This window comes from Pseudoclavibacter helvolus, assembly GCF_049707175.1.
GTDB classification, from domain to species: domain Bacteria; phylum Actinomycetota; class Actinomycetes; order Actinomycetales; family Microbacteriaceae; genus Pseudoclavibacter; species Pseudoclavibacter helvolus_A.
In genome coordinates, this window is sequence record NZ_JBNAFM010000023.1 from 28,874 (window position 1) to 45,383 (window position 16,510).

Annotated in this window: 13 protein-coding genes, 1 tRNA gene and 1 pseudogene; 6 read left to right on the top strand and 9 right to left on the bottom strand. The window is 66.7% G+C overall.

Annotation, left to right across the window (positions count from 1 at the left end; genetic code table 11):
* Nucleotides 1-8 precede the first annotated feature (8 nt).
* On the top strand, nt 9-884 hold the full coding sequence (locus ACPYN9_RS15550) for a rhomboid family intramembrane serine protease (RefSeq protein ID WP_424467498.1): 876 nt from the start codon (nt 9-11) through the stop codon (nt 882-884).
* A gap of 171 nt (nt 885-1,055) precedes the next feature.
* Here ACPYN9_RS15550 and ACPYN9_RS15555 read toward each other — a convergent pair.
* Nucleotides 1,056-1,280 (bottom strand): annotated as a pseudogene (locus tag ACPYN9_RS15555) (cell division protein CrgA); the annotation flags it as partial.
* Nucleotides 1,281-1,449: 169 nt separating this feature from the next.
* Here ACPYN9_RS15555 and ACPYN9_RS15560 point away from each other — a divergent pair.
* Nucleotides 1,450-2,352 carry a class E sortase gene (locus tag ACPYN9_RS15560; protein ID WP_424467500.1) on the top strand — a complete coding sequence of 301 codons (903 nt, stop codon included), beginning with the start codon at nt 1,450-1,452 and terminating at the stop codon, nt 2,350-2,352.
* The gene (locus tag ACPYN9_RS15565; protein WP_424467502.1) at nt 2,352-2,543 is read left to right on the top strand and encodes a hypothetical protein; all 192 of its coding nucleotides are present in this window, start codon (nt 2,352-2,354) and stop codon (nt 2,541-2,543) included. Before ACPYN9_RS15560 ends, ACPYN9_RS15565 begins: the two co-directional genes overlap by 1 nt.
* Before the next feature lie 91 nt (nt 2,544-2,634).
* Here ACPYN9_RS15565 and pknB read toward each other — a convergent pair whose 3' ends face one another.
* The 7 genes from pknB to ACPYN9_RS15600 form a co-directional block, all read right to left on the bottom strand.
* Nucleotides 2,635-4,407, bottom strand: coding sequence for a Stk1 family PASTA domain-containing Ser/Thr kinase (gene pknB / locus ACPYN9_RS15570; protein ID WP_424467522.1), 1,773 nt, complete (start codon nt 4,405-4,407; stop codon nt 2,635-2,637).
* A 153-nt stretch (nt 4,408-4,560) separates the two neighbouring features.
* Nucleotides 4,561-6,348 carry a protein kinase domain-containing protein gene (locus ACPYN9_RS15575; protein WP_424467504.1) on the bottom strand — a complete coding sequence of 596 codons (1,788 nt, stop codon included), beginning with the start codon at nt 6,346-6,348 and terminating at the stop codon, nt 4,561-4,563.
* Nucleotides 6,345-7,805: a peptidoglycan D,D-transpeptidase FtsI family protein gene (locus ACPYN9_RS15580; protein ID WP_424467506.1), complete on the bottom strand. Its 1,461-nt coding sequence runs from the start codon at nt 7,803-7,805 to the stop codon at nt 6,345-6,347. Before ACPYN9_RS15580 ends, ACPYN9_RS15575 begins: the two co-directional genes overlap by 4 nt.
* The gene (locus ACPYN9_RS15585) at nt 7,802-9,211 is read right to left on the bottom strand and encodes an FtsW/RodA/SpoVE family cell cycle protein (RefSeq protein ID WP_424467508.1); all 1,410 of its coding nucleotides are present in this window, start codon (nt 9,209-9,211) and stop codon (nt 7,802-7,804) included. Before ACPYN9_RS15585 ends, ACPYN9_RS15580 begins: the two co-directional genes overlap by 4 nt.
* Nucleotides 9,195-10,445, bottom strand: a complete 1,251-nt coding sequence (locus tag ACPYN9_RS15590) for a Stp1/IreP family PP2C-type Ser/Thr phosphatase (RefSeq protein ID WP_424467510.1) — start codon at nt 10,443-10,445, stop codon at nt 9,195-9,197. The genes ACPYN9_RS15585 and ACPYN9_RS15590 overlap by 17 nt, the downstream gene beginning before the upstream one ends.
* Before the next feature lie 2 nt (nt 10,446-10,447).
* Nucleotides 10,448-11,032, bottom strand: coding sequence for an FHA domain-containing protein FhaB/FipA (locus ACPYN9_RS15595; protein WP_424467512.1), 585 nt, complete (start codon nt 11,030-11,032; stop codon nt 10,448-10,450).
* Entirely contained in the window at nt 11,029-11,739 is a 711-nt protein-coding gene (locus tag ACPYN9_RS15600) for an FhaA domain-containing protein (protein ID WP_424467514.1), read from the bottom strand. Before ACPYN9_RS15600 ends, ACPYN9_RS15595 begins: the two co-directional genes overlap by 4 nt.
* 223 nt (nt 11,740-11,962) lie before the next feature.
* Between ACPYN9_RS15600 and ACPYN9_RS15605 the strand changes: the two genes are divergently transcribed.
* Both ACPYN9_RS15605 and ACPYN9_RS15610 read left to right on the top strand, forming a co-directional pair.
* A tRNA-Leu gene (locus ACPYN9_RS15605) sits at nt 11,963-12,047 on the top strand.
* A 258-nt stretch (nt 12,048-12,305) separates the two neighbouring features.
* On the top strand, nt 12,306-13,787 hold the full coding sequence (locus ACPYN9_RS15610; protein WP_424467516.1) for an MFS transporter: 1,482 nt from the start codon (nt 12,306-12,308) through the stop codon (nt 13,785-13,787).
* A 116-nt stretch (nt 13,788-13,903) separates the two neighbouring features.
* Here the strand turns inward: ACPYN9_RS15610 and ACPYN9_RS15615 are convergent, their stop codons facing one another.
* Nucleotides 13,904-15,178, bottom strand: coding sequence for an alpha-amylase family glycosyl hydrolase (locus ACPYN9_RS15615; protein ID WP_424467518.1), 1,275 nt, complete (start codon nt 15,176-15,178; stop codon nt 13,904-13,906).
* A 163-nt stretch (nt 15,179-15,341) separates the two neighbouring features.
* On the opposite strand from ACPYN9_RS15615, the gene ACPYN9_RS15620 reads away from it, so the two are divergent.
* Nucleotides 15,342-16,307, top strand: a complete 966-nt coding sequence (locus tag ACPYN9_RS15620) for an aldose 1-epimerase family protein (protein ID WP_424467520.1) — start codon at nt 15,342-15,344, stop codon at nt 16,305-16,307.
* Nucleotides 16,308-16,510 lie beyond the last annotated feature (203 nt).

Genomic DNA, 16,510 nt, shown 5'->3' on the forward strand with positions numbered 1-16,510 from the left:
CTCTCCGAATGACATCACCCGAGCTGTCGCAGCAGCGTGAGAACTTCTGCTACCGACACCCAGACCGGCAGAGCTTCGTGCTCTGCCAGCGATGCGGGCGCACCGTGTGCCCCGAATGCCAGACGCTCGCGCCGGTTGGCGTGATCTGTCCCGAGTGCATCCGGGAAGCGAATGCGCGTGCCAAGGCCGCCCAGCGCCCTTCGGCTCGCACGCGGCTGCGACGGCTCGGGCAAGATCAGCGGCCGCTGGTCACCTACACGATCATCGGCCTCTCCACGGTCCTCTGGTTGCTCCAGCAGGTGACGGGCGACCTGGTGACCGGGCTTCTCGTCTACCACGGCATCTACTCCCACGCCGGGGGCGGTGCCTTCGAGCCGTGGCGCATGCTCACCGCGGCGTTCGCGCATTCGACGGTCTTCCACCTGGCGTTCAACATGCTGACGCTCTGGATCTTCGGCCGAGTCCTCGAGCAGGTCTACGGCCATCTGAGATTCGGGATGCTCTACGTCGTCAGTGCGCTCGGAGGTTCGTTGGCCATCGCGCTCATCGCTCCGAACACGACGGTGCTCGGGGCGTCCGGCGCTGTGTTCGGCCTCTTCGGCGCCTACTTCGTGGTGATGCGGCAGGCGCGGATGAACACGATGTCGCTCATCGTGCTCGTGGGCATCAACGTCGTCATGGGCTTCGTCATCCCGGGTATCGCCTGGCAGGCGCACCTCGGTGGTCTCGTCACCGGTGCTCTCTGCTCGTGGCTCTTCCTGTGGGAGTCGAAGGCCGCGAAGCCGTCTCGCAAGGGGCTTTGGATTGTTGCCGCGCTTGGGGTGCTGATCGTGGTGGGCGCCACGGTGAGCGTCTCGCAGCTCCCGCTCGGCGTGACTGGCTGACCGCCGCTCCGCACCCATCGGCCTCGTCCGTCAACGAAGGAAGCCGCGCATCCACTGGATGCGCGGCTTCCTTCATTAAGCGAGGTCGACGTTCCACAGAAGTTATCCACAGGCTTATACACACCTGGGGATGAATTACACAGCTGTAATTCGTGGCTGTGGAACGCCGATCTACCGCCAGTTGGTGGTCATGATGAAGCCGATGAAGGCGATGCCGAAGCCCACGAGAATGTTCCACGACCCGAGCTCCGCGATCGGGAAGGCGCCGCTCGTCAGGTAGAAGACGATGATCCAGAGGAACCCGACGATCAGGAAGCCGAACATGAGCGGCTTGAACCACACCGGGTTCGGGTTGCGCTCGTCGCTATCGCTCGAGCTGGCACTCGCAGCACGCTTCTGTCGACGCTGCTTCTCCGTCGCCGCGAGAGCGGCCGCTGCGGCGGACGCTTCCGATGAACGGTGCTTCTTCGTACCGGCCGGAGTCTTCTTCTTCTCCGGCTCGTCGGACTTGGAGCCGCTGGACTTCTCACGAGACATGCGGGCCATCCTATCTATGATTGCTCCTATGCCATCTGCTCAACGGCCAGACCGAGACGACGGGACGACCTCGATCGAGTCGCTCCTGGCCGATGACGGCTACCAGACACGCGCCGAGCGCCGGGCTCAGGAGAACCAAGCGCGCGAGCGTGGCACGTCGGCCACACACGGCCGGCGGGAGGCGGGGCGCGCCCGAACCAAGCCAAGACGCAAGCTCAGCGTCGTCGGGGTCTCGGGAGAGGTGCTCATGACGCTCGGCGTCGTCATGCTGCTCTTCGTCGGCTGGAAGTACTGGTTGAACGACCTTATCGTCGGCGACGAGCAGAACCAGGCAGGGCAGGAACTCAGCCAGGTGCTGGCGGAAGGCGGCAGTGAAGCCACCACGGTGACCACCACCGACCCCGCGATCGGCATTCCGATCTCATCCGCTCCCACCGTCACGAACGAGCGCTTCGCGATCCTCTACGTGCCCACCTGGGGCGCCGACTACGCCCGTCCGATCGCGCAGGGCATCGAGCAGCACGAGGTGCTCGACCACAACATCGGGCACTACCCCAACTCGCAGATGCCAGGCGAGGTCGGAAACTTCGCCATCGCCGGCCACCGTCTCGCGTACGGGGCTTCGATGCAGAAGATCCACGAGCTCCAGCTCGGCGACGAGCTCGTCGTCGAGACCGCCGACGGCTGGTACACGTACTCCTACCGCTCGGGTGAGTACGTCGCGCCGACACAGGTTGATGTCCTCGGCTCGGTTCCCCGCTACCCAGAGCAGACGGGAACCGATCGGCTCATGATGATCATGAGCTGCAACCCGTTCTGGTCGACGGCGGAGCGCATCATCGGGTACGCCGTCTTCGACAGCTTCACCCCGCGAGCGGACGGGCCACCCGCATCCATCGCCGCATCCGTCGCCAACCAGGGAGGTCTCTGATGTACGGCGCCCTCTGGCGAGTGCTGCCCGGCCCGTGGCCGGTCAAGCTCCTGCTCGCGCTCATCGTGATCGCCGCGGTGCTCTACGGCCTCGTGTTCTATGCCTTCCCGTGGGTGGATGCACTCATCACGCCACAGAACGACGTGACTGTCGGTCTCGGGGTTGCGAGGCACGTTCCCGCGCTGGGCTGACTTCGCGGCCATCGGGCGGCCGAACGCGAAGAAGGCCTTTCCCGTCGTCACGGGAAGGGCCTTCTTCGGTCACGGTGCGGATCGGCTCCGCCTACTCCTCTGGTGGGGTGGTGGGCTCGGAGCTGGGCGTCGCGTCCGGGGTCTGCGTCGTCGGCGTCGGTGCGGGTTCGGCGGTGCAGTAGGTGACCTCGACCTGAGAGTGCTGCGCGACCGGTCCTGGTGGCACCGACATGTTCACGATCGGGTTGCCTTCGACGGCGAGGCAGCCCGGGTCCTGCTTGACGACGGCGAGCAGGCCGAGCTCCCGCAGGGTCGCTGTCGCCGATTCGAGCGGCTGGCCGAGGAGGTCGGGGAGCGCCACGTTGCCCGTAGAGGTCACCAGGTTGATGCTGGAGCCTGCTGCGACGCTGGAACCGCCCGCGGGGTCACTGCGCACGATCGTGCCCGCAGCGACGGTCGGCGAGTCCTCGGAGGTGATCTGTCCGACGCTGAGGCCGGCACCCTGGAGGGCGACGGTTGCCTGCTCGACGGTCATGCCGTTGATGTCGGGCATCGTGACCGCGGACGGGCCTGTGGAGACGACGACGGTGATTTCCTGGCCTGGCGCCACGCTCAGTCCGGAACCCGGCGTCGTGCTGATCACCTGGTTCTCGGGAATCTCGTCGCTCGTCTGCGCCTCGCGCACCGGGGTCAGGCCGGCTTCTTCGAGGGTGGTTCGGGCTGCGTCCCACTGCTCGCCGACGACGTCAGGCACGTCGACGCTGGTATCGGGTAGCTGCCCGACGTCCTGCAGCGAGGCGACCCAGATGCTGACGGCGACAATCACGACGACGAGGAGCGCCGCGGCACCCCAGATCCACATCGCCGGAGGGCGACGCTGCACCTGAGGTGCGCGGTCGTCGGTCTCCGAGAGTGAGTTGAACGCCGACTCGGTGGCGCTCACGCCCGACGGGGCTGGCCCGAAAAGCTGCGTGCGGTCGTCTTCCTCGACCTTGGTCGCGAAGGCGGGCATGATGCCCTGCGCTGCGAGATCGAGGTCGCGGCGGAACTCGGACGCCGACTGATAGCGGTCTTCTCTGCTCTTCGCGAGGGAGCGCTTGACGACGGCGTTCATCGCCTTCGAGACCTTCGGGTTGATCTCGTTCGCGTCAATCGGGCGTTCGGTGACGTGCTGGTAGGCGACGGCCACCGCGGAGTCGCCCTGGAAGGGCACCTTCCCGGTGAGCATCTCGTACAGCACGATGCCAGCCGAGTAGAGGTCGCTCCGGCCGTCGACGTTTTCGCCCTTCGCCTGCTCTGGCGAGAAGTACGAGGCGGTGCCGAGGATGGCGGTGGTCTGTGCGATCGTCCCGGCCGTGTCGGAGATGGCACGGGCGATGCCGAAGTCCATGACCTTCACCGTGTCCTCCGGCGTGATCATGATGTTTCCGGGCTTGATGTCGCGGTGCACGACTCCAGCGCGGTGTGAGTACTCGAGCGCCGTGAGGATGCCCGTCATGTACTCGTGAATCTGCGTGTCGGCCAGCGGCGCGCCAGCCATGACGTCGCGGAGCTGCTGCCCCTCGATGTACTCCATGACGATGTAAGGGACGACGAGCTCGTGCCCGTCGGCGCGCACGAAGGTGTCTTCACCCGCGTCGAAGACACGGACGATCGTGGGGTGCGTCATGCGCGCAGCGGCCTGTGCCTCCTGGCGGAAGCGGGAGCGGAAGTCGGGCTCACCGGAGAGCTGCGTGTTCAGAAGCTTGACGGCGACGCGGCGGCCGAGGCGCTCATCGGTCCCGAGATAGACCTCAGCCATACCTCCACGACCAATACGCCGGCCGATGTCGTATCGGCCCGCGAGCGTGCGTTCGCCCTGCATCACGGAAGCAAGCTCCTCTCCCCTTGGCAGTATCGGCCAAGCTCAAGCCTCGTCAGTCTGCCGATCCTATCTCGCCCCGAATGAGTGATCGGTGCTATCCCAGCTGTGAACCACGCGTTCCATGTGGATGCATGGAGTTGAGAGATCTTGTGACTATTCCTCGGTGGGCGTCGGCTCGCTCGTCGCCGGGGGCGACGGCTGCGGGACGGTCGCGGAACCGGTGGGCGAATCGGCACTCGTGTTGGCAGAGCCGCAGGTCACGCTGTAGGAGGCTTCGACGATCGTCGATCCCTCGTTCACGGCGACGTTGGCTGAGGTCCCCGAGACGCTTCCCGGCGATTCGGCCCCGGACACGTTGACGTTGTAGCTCGACAGGCTCTGTCCTGGTGGGCACTGGAACGAGGGCCAGCTAATTGTCGCTGACGTGCCGGCAGCGTTGACCGTCACCGTGGGGGCTGTCGTCGGGGTGTTCGGCGTGGCCATGCTGTCGTAGACCGTGAGCGTGACCGTGGACCCGACGTCGACGGTTCCGGTCGGGCTCACCGCGGTGACCGTGTTGACATCGTCGGGGTTCGTGGCGACCGGGCCCACAGCACGGGCAGGCGTGAGCCCCAGCTCCGAGATGCGCGTCGCTGCCGTGTCGTAGTCCAGGCCGATGAAGTCGCCCTGGCTGATCGACACGGTGGTTGGCGTGCTGACCGTCGGTGTTGGCTCCTCAGTGGGCGTCTCGACGGCGGTTGTCTCGATGGTGGTCGGCGGCGGAGTCGTCGTCGCGGGTGCGTTGCTGTTGACGAGCGCGAGCGCAAACCAGGCGAGCGCGGCCGCGAACAGCACGATCGCGCCGATCAGTACCCAGACCCAGGCCGCAGGCTTCTTGCGTTCCTCGGTTGTGGGCTGGACGAGTGCCGTGGACTCCTCGTCGTCGTCGACGGGCGAGCCGCCGATGAGCGTGTCGAAGTCGTCCTTCATGACTTCGGTGGTTCCCGCTGCCGTGCCCAGCACGGTCGTGCGAGCACCCTCATCCATAACCGCCGTGCGGTCGAGGGGCGCGGTCGCGTCGCCGACCTCATCGGCCGCCGTCAGCCCGAGGACTGCCGGCACGGCCTGCGCGGCTCGGGTCACGTTGCCGTCGCGGAGCGCACGAGCAGCCCTGGCGAAGATCTCTGCCGACGCAGGTCGGTCTTCGGGCTTCTTCGCGATGGCCGCGAGCACCAGGTTTCGAACCGGCTCGGGAACCGTCACCGGCAGTGCCGGGGGCTCGTCGTTGATGTGCGCCATCGCGATTGCGACCTGCGACTCGCCCGTGAACGGGCGTCGGCCGGCGAGCGCCTCGTAGGCGACGATGCCGAGCGAGTAGATGTCGGTTGCCGGGTTCGCAGCATGGCCGGACGCCTGCTCGGGCGAGAGGTACTGCACGGTTCCCATGACCTGGCCCGTGGCCGTCAGGGGAACCTGGTCGGCGATGCGCGCGATGCCGAAGTCGGTGATCTTGACCCGGCGGTCCGGGGTGATGAGCAGGTTGCCCGGCTTGATGTCGCGGTGGACGAGCCCGGCCTTGTGGGCCGCGTGCAGGGCGAGCGCCGTCTGCGAGACGATGTCCATGACCTGGTCGGGCGGCAGCACACGCTCGCGCTCGAGCACGGTCGACAGCGCCTCGCCGGGGACGAGCTCCATGACGAGGTAGGCGGAGCCGTTCTCCTCGCCGTAGTCGTACACGTTGGCGATGCCCTCGTGGTTCACCAGCGCGGCGTGCCTCGCCTCGGCACGGAACCGCTCGAGGAACCCGGGATCGCCCATGTACTCGTCTTTGAGGATCTTGATGGCGACGGTGCGACCAATGACCTGGTCGGTCGCCTCCCAGACCTCACCCATGCCGCCGATGGCGATACGTGAGCTCAGCTTGTACCGGTCTCCGAACGAAACACCTGCAGCTGGTCTCATCTGCTCAGCACCGCCTTCATCACTTGCTGCCCAATCGTCGCCGCCAGGCCGTTGCCCGTCCCAGACTGTCCCATTCCGCCACCGTCTTCGAGCACTACCGCGACCGCGATCTGCGTATCGCCTGATTCAGCGAAGCCTGTGAACCACAGCGAATACGGCTCGCCCTCGCCGTTCTCCGCGGTCCCTGTCTTCCCAGCCACATCGATCCCGTCAATTCTTGCATTACTGGCAACGCCTGAGTTCACGCTGCCCTCCATCATCGACTGGAGTGACGCCGCAGTCTCCTCGCTGATGGCCCTTCCAAAGCTAGAGATTTCGGGTCCCTGGATCTCCTGGAACGTCGGAGTCTGGATGCTCTCGACAAGCGACGGGTTCATGACCTCGCCTCCGTTGGCGATTGCCGCAGAGATCATCGCGAACTGCAGGGGCGTCGCGCGAACGTCGAACTGACCGAAACCGGTGAGCGCGAGCTGCGCGTCGTCCTCGAGGGCCGTCGGGTACGTGCTCGCGCTGGCCGTCATCGGGACCTCAAACTCGTGGTTGAACCCGAACGCCTCGGCCATGGCGCGCACCTTGTCGGCGCCGAGGTCCATCGCGAGCTGGGCGAACGGCACGTTGCACGACTGCTCGAGCGCGATGCGGAGGTTCGTCGTGTCGCCGTTGCCGCACTTCGCGCCGGCTGACGGGTTGTTCACGGAGACGTTGGTGCCCGGAAGGGTGAGCGTGGCGGGGTTCGGTAGGGGCGACTCCGCCGTGGCGAGGCCGTCCTCCAGGGCTGCCGCGGCGACCACGAGCTTGAACACCGAGCCAGGCGGGTTCATGTCGCCGCCAATGGCTCGGTTCTGCATCGGGTCGTTCGGGTCCGAGAGGAGCGCGTTGTACGCCTCGAGCACGCTCGTTGCATCATGACTCGCGAGCGCCGAGGGGTCGTACGTGGGGCTGGAGTACATCGCGAGAATCGCACCGGTCGCCGGGTTGATCGCCACGACCGCACCCTTGTACCCGCCCATCGCATCCGACGCCGTCTGCTGGGCCGTGGGGTCGATGGTCGTCTCGACCGCGGCCCCCGCCGGGTCCTGGCCGGTGAAGAGGCGCTCGAGTCCCTGGAAGAACTGGGTGTCGCTGTTGCCGGAGAGCTCGGGGTTGAGTGCCCCCTCGAGCCCGGTGGATGCGCCATCGACCGAGAAGTGCCCAGTGACCGCCGCGTAGAGCGGCCCGTTCTCGTAGAGCCGCTGGTACTTGTACTCCGTGTCGACCGGGGTCGAGTAGGCGATGGGTGAGCCATTGACGAGGATCGGGCCGCGCTGGATCTCGAAGCTCTCTTCGCGGGTCCGGTTGTTCCGTGGGTCGTCGCGCAGCGTCTCGGCCTGGAAGACCTGGATGCTCGTCGACGCGACAAACAGCGACATGAACATGATGATGACGAGGACGCCAACGAGGCGGATGTTCTTGCTCATTCGTCGATCGCCTCCGTCGGGACGTTGCGCACGGTGTCGCTGAGCCTGAGCAGGATCGCGACAATGATCCAGTTCGCGAGCAGGCTCGAGCCACCCGCCGCCATGAACGGCATCGTGAGGCCCGTCAGGGGGATGACGCGCATGACGCCACCAGCGACCACGAACACCTGCAGGGCGATCGTGAACGCGAGGCCTGTCGCGAGCAGCCGGCCGAAGTCGTCGACGCCCTGCTGGCCGATGCGGAAACCGCGAGCCACGAAGATCACGAAGAGCAGCAGCACGACGAAGATGCCGGCCATGCCGAGCTCCTCGCCGATCGCGGCGATGATGAAGTCACTCGAGGCGAGCGGCGTGGTGCCCGGGCTGCCGGAGCCGAGGCCCTTGCCGATGAGCCCACCGGCTCCGAGGCCGAAGAGGCCCGTCACCAGCTGGTAGCTGCCGCCATCGGCCGTATACATCTCCTGGTCGAACGGATCGAGCCAGGCGTGCACGCGGAACTCGACGTAGCCGAGCGTGTTCGCCGCGATGAGCGCACCGCCGATGAACAGGCCGAGGCCGATGAGCACCCACGAGAGGCGGCCGGTCGAGACGAAGATCATGACCAGGAACAGGCCGAAGTACAGCAGCGACGTGCCGAGGTCGCGCTGGAAGACGAGCACGCCCATGCAGACCGCCCACACCACGAGGATCGGCCCGAGGTCCCTGATGCGCGGGAAGCGCATCCACAGGAACTTCTTGCCGACCACCGAGAGTGAGTCGCGTGCCGTGACCAGGTAGCCGGCGAAGAAGATCGCCAGGGCGATCTTCGCGATCTCACCCGGCTGGAACGAGAAGCCCGCGATGCTGATCCACACACGAGCGGCGACGTCAGTGCGTCCGAGGCCCGGGATGAGCGGCAGCAGCAGGAGCACGATGGCGAGGGCCATGAAGACGTACGTGTAGCGCTGCAGCACTCGGTGGTTCTTGAGCAGGATGAGCACGACCATCGCCACGCCGACGGCCAGCATCGTGAGCACGATCTGCTGCGTCGAGGGTGTCCAGAAAACGCCCTCGAGGGCAGTGTTGCTCAAATCGATGCGGTAGATCATCGCGATGCCAAGGCCGTTGAGCACCGCCGCGATGGGCAGGATGAAGGGGTCTGCTCCCGGCGCGCGGAACCGCAAGACGATGTTCACGCCGAGCGTGAGGGCGCCGATGATGGCGGAGAGCGTGACGACGTTGAAGTCGAAGGTGCCGCGCACGCCGAGCTGCACCAGCAGCAGCGCGGAGAAGTTGATGATGAACGCGAAGACCAGCAGGCCGAGCTCCATGTTGCGCAGACCCTGACCGGTCTTGCGCGGCGCGCCGGGCACCACGGGTGCCTGGTCGCGCGACTCGCTCTGCTTGGTTCTACTCAGGAATGGCATCTCGGAGCCGTTCCACGATCTCGTTGGCGGCCTCGCGGTCGCCTGCGCTGATCGTCTTGTCGACCTGCGACTGCTGGTACTCGGGCAGCGTCGAGATCTTGATGTCGGTCGTCTCGGTGAGCTCGTGCAGCGTGATCGGGCCGATGCCCTGCTGGACGCCCTGGTAGATGGCGACATAGCCGACGTTCTCGCCGACGTAATACTGCTGCTGGGTCCAGTTGTAGGCGAAGAGGCCTGCGCCCGCGACAGCCGCGATGAAGACGATGGATGCTGCGAGCCACGAGAACTGCCTGACGCGTTTGCGCCGCTTGTCCTCCGCGATGAGCTCCTGCAGCGCCTCGTCGCTGAACGGCACGAACTCCTCGTCCTGCGGGCGCGGAGCCGGTCGCCGGAGCGGGTGCAGGATCGACGGGATGATCTGGTTGCTGCGCTTCTGGAGGTTCGCCGAGTAGCGGAGCGGGTTCGCCGCAGAGCCGACCACGCGGGTCTTCATGGGCTCGAGCGCGGCCGTGCCGATCTCGAGCATGACAACCGTCACGTTGTCAGGCGCACCGTTGTCGAGCGCGAGCTGCACCAGGTCGTCGCTGATCTCGCGGCTCGATTCGTCCATTCGGGCGAGCGTGCGCTCGATTTGCGACTCGTCGACGTAGCTCGAGAGCCCGTCTGAGCAGAGCAGCCAGCGGTCGCCGTCCTGGATGTCGAAGACCTCGGTGTCGACGTCCGGGCGCGTCTCGACGTCGCCGAGTACCCGCATCAGCACCGATCGCCTCGGGTGCGTGAGCGCCTCCTCCGGCGTGATGCGGCCAGCATCCACGAGTCGCTGCACGAAGGTGTGGTCGACCGTCATCTGCACGAGGGAGCCGTCGCGGAAGCGGTACACGCGGGAGTCGCCGATGTGGGCGAGGACCAGCGACTGGCCGACGAGGCTGAGCGCGCTCACGGTCGTGCCCATGCCGCGCAGCTCGCTGTGCTCCTCGACGGCGCCCGCGATGAGCGAGTTCGCGTCGAGCAGCATCTCGGTCATCGCCTGCTCGGCGTCGTCAGTGCTCGAGTACTGCTCGTCGTTCTCGGAGAAGTGCTTGACGGCGATGGCGCTCGCCACGTCACCGCCGGCGTGCCCGCCCATGCCGTCGGCCACAACGAACAGGTTGGTTCCGACGAACCCGGAGTCCTGGTTGTTGCTTCTGACCTTGCCGACGTGGGAGACAGCGCCGGCGCGTGCGATGACCAGCATGCCTATCGCAGCTCGAACGTCGTCGTCCCGATGCGGACAGGGGTGCCGACGGGAACGTGGGTCGGCTGGGAAACGCGCTTGCCGTTGACGTAGGTGCCGTTCGTGGAGTCGAGGTCCTGGACCATCCACGCGTCGTTCCACAGCAGGAGTCGCGCGTGGTGCGTCGAGCTGTAGTCGTCCTGGATGACCAGGTCGGAGTCTGCGGAGCGGCCGATCGAGAGCGGCTCGCTGCGGAGCGTGAGTTCTGTGCCCCGCTTGGGGCCGGACGTGATCACGAGCTTGCTCGGTCGCTCGGAACGTGCGGCAGCGCTCGGCACCGGGGTCGACGGGCGCTGGATGCCCTCGGTCGCGTTCTCGGACGCCGCGGGGCGAGCCTGCGCGGGGGCCGCGGGGGCGGGCACGGGTGCGTCGTCGTTGTCCGCCGACGCGAAGACCTGCTGGCGGGACTTCTCCATGGCCTGCTTGTACGCGGAGGACCGGGTGCCGAAGAGGTCGCTGCGGAGCGAGTAGATGACGGAGAAGACGAAGATCCACAGCGCCGCCAGGAAGGCGAGGCGAAGGACGAGCAGGGTCAGCTCACTGGTCATGTTCGGCCTCCTACTCGAGGCAGGTAGCCAGTGTCGTCGTTCGGGTCGGCCTGGGGGATCACCCGGAACACAATACGGTGACGTCCGATCTGAATCGTCGAGTCGGGTTCGAGACCCGCCTGGGAGATCGACCGGCCGTTGACCTTCGTGCCGTTCGTCGAGCCAAGGTCGCGGATGCCAGCGCGCTTCCCGTCCCAGACAACTTCTGCGTGCTTGCGGGATGCGCCGGTGTCGGCGATCGTGATGTCGGCCTCGGAGCCGCGCCCGATGACGGTCGACCCGACGCCGAGTTGGATGCGTTCGCCGTCGACGTCGAGGATCGGCGCCCAGGCGACCTGACCCTGCACGCTGCGCGAGTCGACCTCGATGCGTCCCTCCGAGAGGGAGTCGTTTTCGAGGAACTTGATGCTCAGCCCACCGGAGAACTGGTAACCCTGTTTCGCGGCGTGCTGCTCGACGATGCGCATGAGCTCGTCCTGGATGCCGGCGACCTGCGAGATGCGCGTGTAGTCGACCGGCGACATCTGCACGTTGAACCGGTTGGGGACCAGCACGCGGTCACGGGTGACGACTGACGCCCTGGTGTCCATTTCGCGTTTCAGCGCAGCGCTGATCTCGACGGGCTGGAGCCCAGAGCGGAAGGTCTTCGCGAACGCACCGTTGAAGACACGCTCGAGCCCACGCTCAAATCTGTCGAGGATTCCCACATGACTCCTGGTTCTCAAGGGCACGCCGCAGCCCGCACCGGGTGGCGCGAATCTGTTTCATGCTAACGGCACTGGCCTGGATGTCCGACTTCCGTGCGCTCCCTGTGGGCTGACGATGCACGCTCTGGGGGTGCCTGGCGGGCGTTTCAGCAGCGCCCCGCACCGCGCATCCGCACACCGGTTTCGCGCTGGGCCGGAGTGTCTGGTAATCTCTCGGAGGTTGGCGCGAGTGGCGGAATTGGCAGACGCGCACGGTTCAGGTCCGTGTGCCTTCGGGCGTGGGGGTTCAAGTCCCCCCTCGCGCACCAGCGTGACAGAGTTCGGCTCTGTGCACACAGAACCCCCGGAGTCTCGACTCCGGGGGTTCTGTCGTTCGCGTGCGATGCGTGTGTGCCGGCGACCAGCGTTCAATGGCGACCGAGGCAGGCCACTTATGTCGGCGCGCGAGTCTTGCTACAGTTGCCGATCTGTCGAGCGTCGCCGCTCGGGTAGGTCGAGGCGGCGACGTCCTCGGTCCGAGGCTTGAAACCTCCAGCACTCGCATTCTGAGAACCTGGAGGGTTTTCTTGTCTACTGCCGCGTCCTCCGTCAAGCGTGCATCCGCACCACGCACCATCTCCAAGTGGTGGGCACTCGCCGTGCTCGCCCTCACCCAGCTTGTCGTCGTGCTCGACGGCACGATCGTCACGATCGCGCTGCCCCAGGCGCAGCTCGACCTGGGGCTGACCGACGTGCAACGCCAATGGGTCGTCACCGCCTACGCGCTGGTGTTCGGCGCGCTCCTCCTTCTTGGCGGCCGGGTCGCCGACTACTGGGGCCGCAAGCGCGCGTTCCTCGTCGGCATGATCGGGTTCGGCGCCGCGTCCGTGTACGGCGGCTTCGCGCAAAGCGCCTTCGACCTGATCCTCGCCCGTGGCCTGCAGGGACTCTTCGCCGCGCTCCTCGCGCCCGCCGCGCTCGCGCTGCTCACCGTCAGCTTCCCATCCGGTAAAGAGCGGACGACCGCGTTCGCAGTCTTCGGCGCGATCGGGGGAAGCGGCGCAGCAGTCGGTCTCGTGCTCGGCGGTGCGCTCACCGAGTTCGCCAGCTGGCGCTGGTGCCTGCTCGTCAACGTCTTCTTCGTGATCGTGGGCGTCATCGGCGCGCTCATCGTGCTCAGCGAGAGCAAGGCAGATGGCGACAACACCTACGACCTCTGGGGCACCCTCACGGTGTCGCTCGGCCTCGGTTCGCTCGTCTACGGATTCAGCCTCGCCGAAGAGGGCTGGGGTTCACTCGGCACCATCGGCTTCCTGGCGCTCGGCGTCGTCCTGCTCGCGGCGTTCGTCTGGATCGAGACCCGCGTCGCCCAGCCGCTCCTCCCGCTGCGAGTCGTGCTCGACCGGGTGCGCGGCGGCGCGTTCCTCATCCAGGCGATCATCGGCAGCGTCCTCATCGGCGCGACCATGTACCTCGCCCTGCACCTGCAGATCGTCATGGGAATGGAGCCGCTCGTCGCGGGCCTCGCGAACGTCGCGATGACTGTGGTCATCCTCGCGGTCGTGCCCGTCTGCGCTCGACTCCTCCCGAAGTTCGGCCCCCGCCCGTTCATGATCATCGGGCCGATCATCGTTGCGGGCGGACTGCTGCTGCTCTCCGGGGTGACCGTCGAGGGCGGCTACCTCACGCACATCCTGCCCGGCCTGGTGCTGCTCGGCATCGGTCTCGCCATGATCTTCGTGCCGCTGCAGAACCTCGCGCTCACGGGCGTCGAGCCGCACGATGCTGGAGCGGCAGCGGCCACCGTCAACTCGTCCATGCAGATCGGCGGCTCCATCGGACTGTCGGTGTTCACCGTCTTCTACGCGAACGCCGTCGCGGCCGGTCTCGAGGCCGGCGAGCCGCAGCTCGAGGCCTTCACCAACGGCTACTCGGCGGTGTTCCTGGCCGCGGCGGGGGCCATGCTCCTCGCGGCGCTCATCGCCGGTTTCATGATCAGGGGCACGAAGGAGCGTCCGCTGATGCAGCCGGCCGCCGCTGAGCAGGACACGCTCGTCGCGATGCACTGAGGCCGGTGTTGACCAACTGCAGTGCAATATCGGGGCCCCAGGTTCCGAATCAGGCTCAGGAGGGGTGATCGAGCACTGAGGTTGGACAGTGGCACTGCGAACGTGGTGCGTTGCAGCTACTCGGCGTCGCTCCAGCGTGCGATGCCGTGGGCTGCAACCTCCGCGCCGCCGAGCTGCAGGGTCTCGTCGCCGAGGTTCACCGCGAGAGTAGCTCGCTGCCCGTCGCCGCCCTCTGCGATGAAGAGGGCGGCCGTGTTCTCGAGCTGCTCGGTGCGGATGCGCGCCGTCGCGAGCCACGGGTGCTGGCGTCGGAACGCGATGGCGTCGCGGTACGCCGCCGAGTAGGCGTTCTCGGGCCAGTCGCCGGGGTCCGCTGGGAACTCGGGCCTGATCGCGTCGTCCCCGCCTGCGCGCTCCTCCTTGATCGCCTCGAGTCCGCGCTCGTCACCCGCGTAGACGCTCGGGGCACCGGAGACGAAGCAGAGCAGCGCGATGGCGGCCGCGTGGTTGCGTTCGTCGTCCACGGCGCTCGCGATGCGCGTGACATCGTGATTTCCGAGGAAGGTCATCGGCAGGAAGTGCTCGACGAACGAGTTGTGTCGCTGCAGCGACCAGTCGAGCTCGAACAGATTCCGTTCCTGCAGCGACGAACGCAGCGCCTTCCACAGCTCGTATTGCGTCACCGAGTCGAGTCCCGACTCTTCGACGTACTGCGCATAGTCGCCGTGGATCACCTCGCCCACGAACCAGGCGTCTGGGAAGCGCTCGCGCAGCGGCTCGATGGTCGAGCGCCAGAAGAGCGGGGGCACGGCGTAGGCGGCGTCGAGGCGCCAACCGTCGACGCCCCGATCGAGCCAGTGCGCCATGACGCCCGAGACGAGCTCGACGACCTCAGGATGCTGGTGGTTCAGCACCACGAGCGCGTCGTGACCCTCGAACACGTCAACGGGAAGCCCATCCACCTCGCGCGCATCCGCGCCCCGTGCGAACCTCGCCGCCGCTGCGGAGTCCGGGCCACCCTCGACGGCCTCCCTCCACCACGGGTGGTCACGGCCCACGTGGTTGAAGACGCCATCGAGGAGGACCCGGATGCCGCGCTCACGGCAGGCGGCGATGAGTGCGTCGACGTCCGAGTCGTCGCCGAGTCGCGGGTCGATGCGGAAGTGGTCGACCGTGTCGTAGCCGTGCGTCTGCGACGCGAACACGGGCCCGAGGAGGAGGCCGTTGAGGCCGATCGCCACGAGCTCGTCGAGCCACGCCGTGATGCGCTCGAGGCGATGCTCAACCGGGCCGGCGAGATCGTTGCCCGTCGTGTCGGCACCCACGAAGCCGAGCGGGTAGACATGCCACCAGAGCGCCGTCTGCGGCCAGGGCTGATGCGCTGAGTTCATCGCCACAGGCTAGTGACGTGGGCTGTGAGGGGCCGTGTGCTGCGCGTGCGCCCGCCATGCCGGGTCGGAAGGCGCCGCGGATGTGGACAACGGCGGGCGCGCACGCCTGAGCGTGAAAGACTGCCCTCGCCCTTCCCCCGACAGCACCGAGGAGTCTCCACAGATGTCGATCACCCCGCGTTCCGGTTCGTCCTACTTTCTCTCGAACGGCGGCTACGAGGCGTCGATCAGCAGCATCGGCGCGACACTGCGGGAGCTCACACATCACGGCAGGCACCTGGTGCACACGTTCGACATGGACGAGGTGCGCCCCGCCTACAAGGGAGCGACGCTGGCGCCGTGGCCGAACCGGATCATCGACGGCCGCTACAGCATCGACGGCCAGGAGTATCAGCTTCCGCTCTCCGAACCGAAGCGCGGACACGCGCTCCACGGGCTGGCGCTGTGGCTCGACTTCGAACCCGAGGACGTGGGCCCCGACCTGGTCGTCCTGGTCGCGACCATCGAGCCGCAGACGGGCTACCCGTTCCGCGTCGAGGTGCGCACCACGTACCGTCTCGCCGAGGACGGGCTCACGACGACCGTGGAACTGCGCAACGTGGGCGCCGGGACCGCCCCAGCCGGCGCATCCACACACTCCTACCTTGTGGCGGGCGAAGGACAGATCGACGAATGGACCCTCAAATCGCCCGCGCGAAAGCTCATGCACGCGCATGGCGCGAGGCTGCTCCCGGGATCCGTCGTCTCGGTCGAGGAGGTCGCTGGGGCCTTCGACTTCCGTGAGGCGCGGCGCATCGGAGAGATGGAGATCGACCACGCGTTCACCGATGTCTTCGGCGAGGGGGAGGGGGACGGTGCTGGTGCAGGTGACGACGGGGCCGGCGGCGGCGCCACGGTGACGCTCACGACGCCTGACGGCACGGGCGTCGGCATGACCTGGGGCACTGACGCACCGTGGGTGCAGATCTTTACGAGCGACCAGCCGGGCATCGAGTGGGACCGTCAGGCGGTCGCCGTCGAGCCCATGACGTGTGCGCCCGACGCGTTTAACTCGGGGATCGACCTCGCATGGCTCGAGCCTGGCGAGCGGCTGGAGACAACGCAGCGCATTTTCGCGATCAACGCCTAGAACACAGTTATTAGTTTCTTTGAAAAAGACCTGGTCTGATCTTGATCTGAGATGACCTTACCGCTACGCTGGTGGTGATCTTGGGGGAGGTCATCGTGGTATCGGAGTCATTCAGGGGTTCGTCTGGTGAGACGGCGGTTGTGGATGCGCTTCTTGAGGGCCGGACCGATCTGTTGAGGGTTCTTGATGGTGAGCTCGTGGTC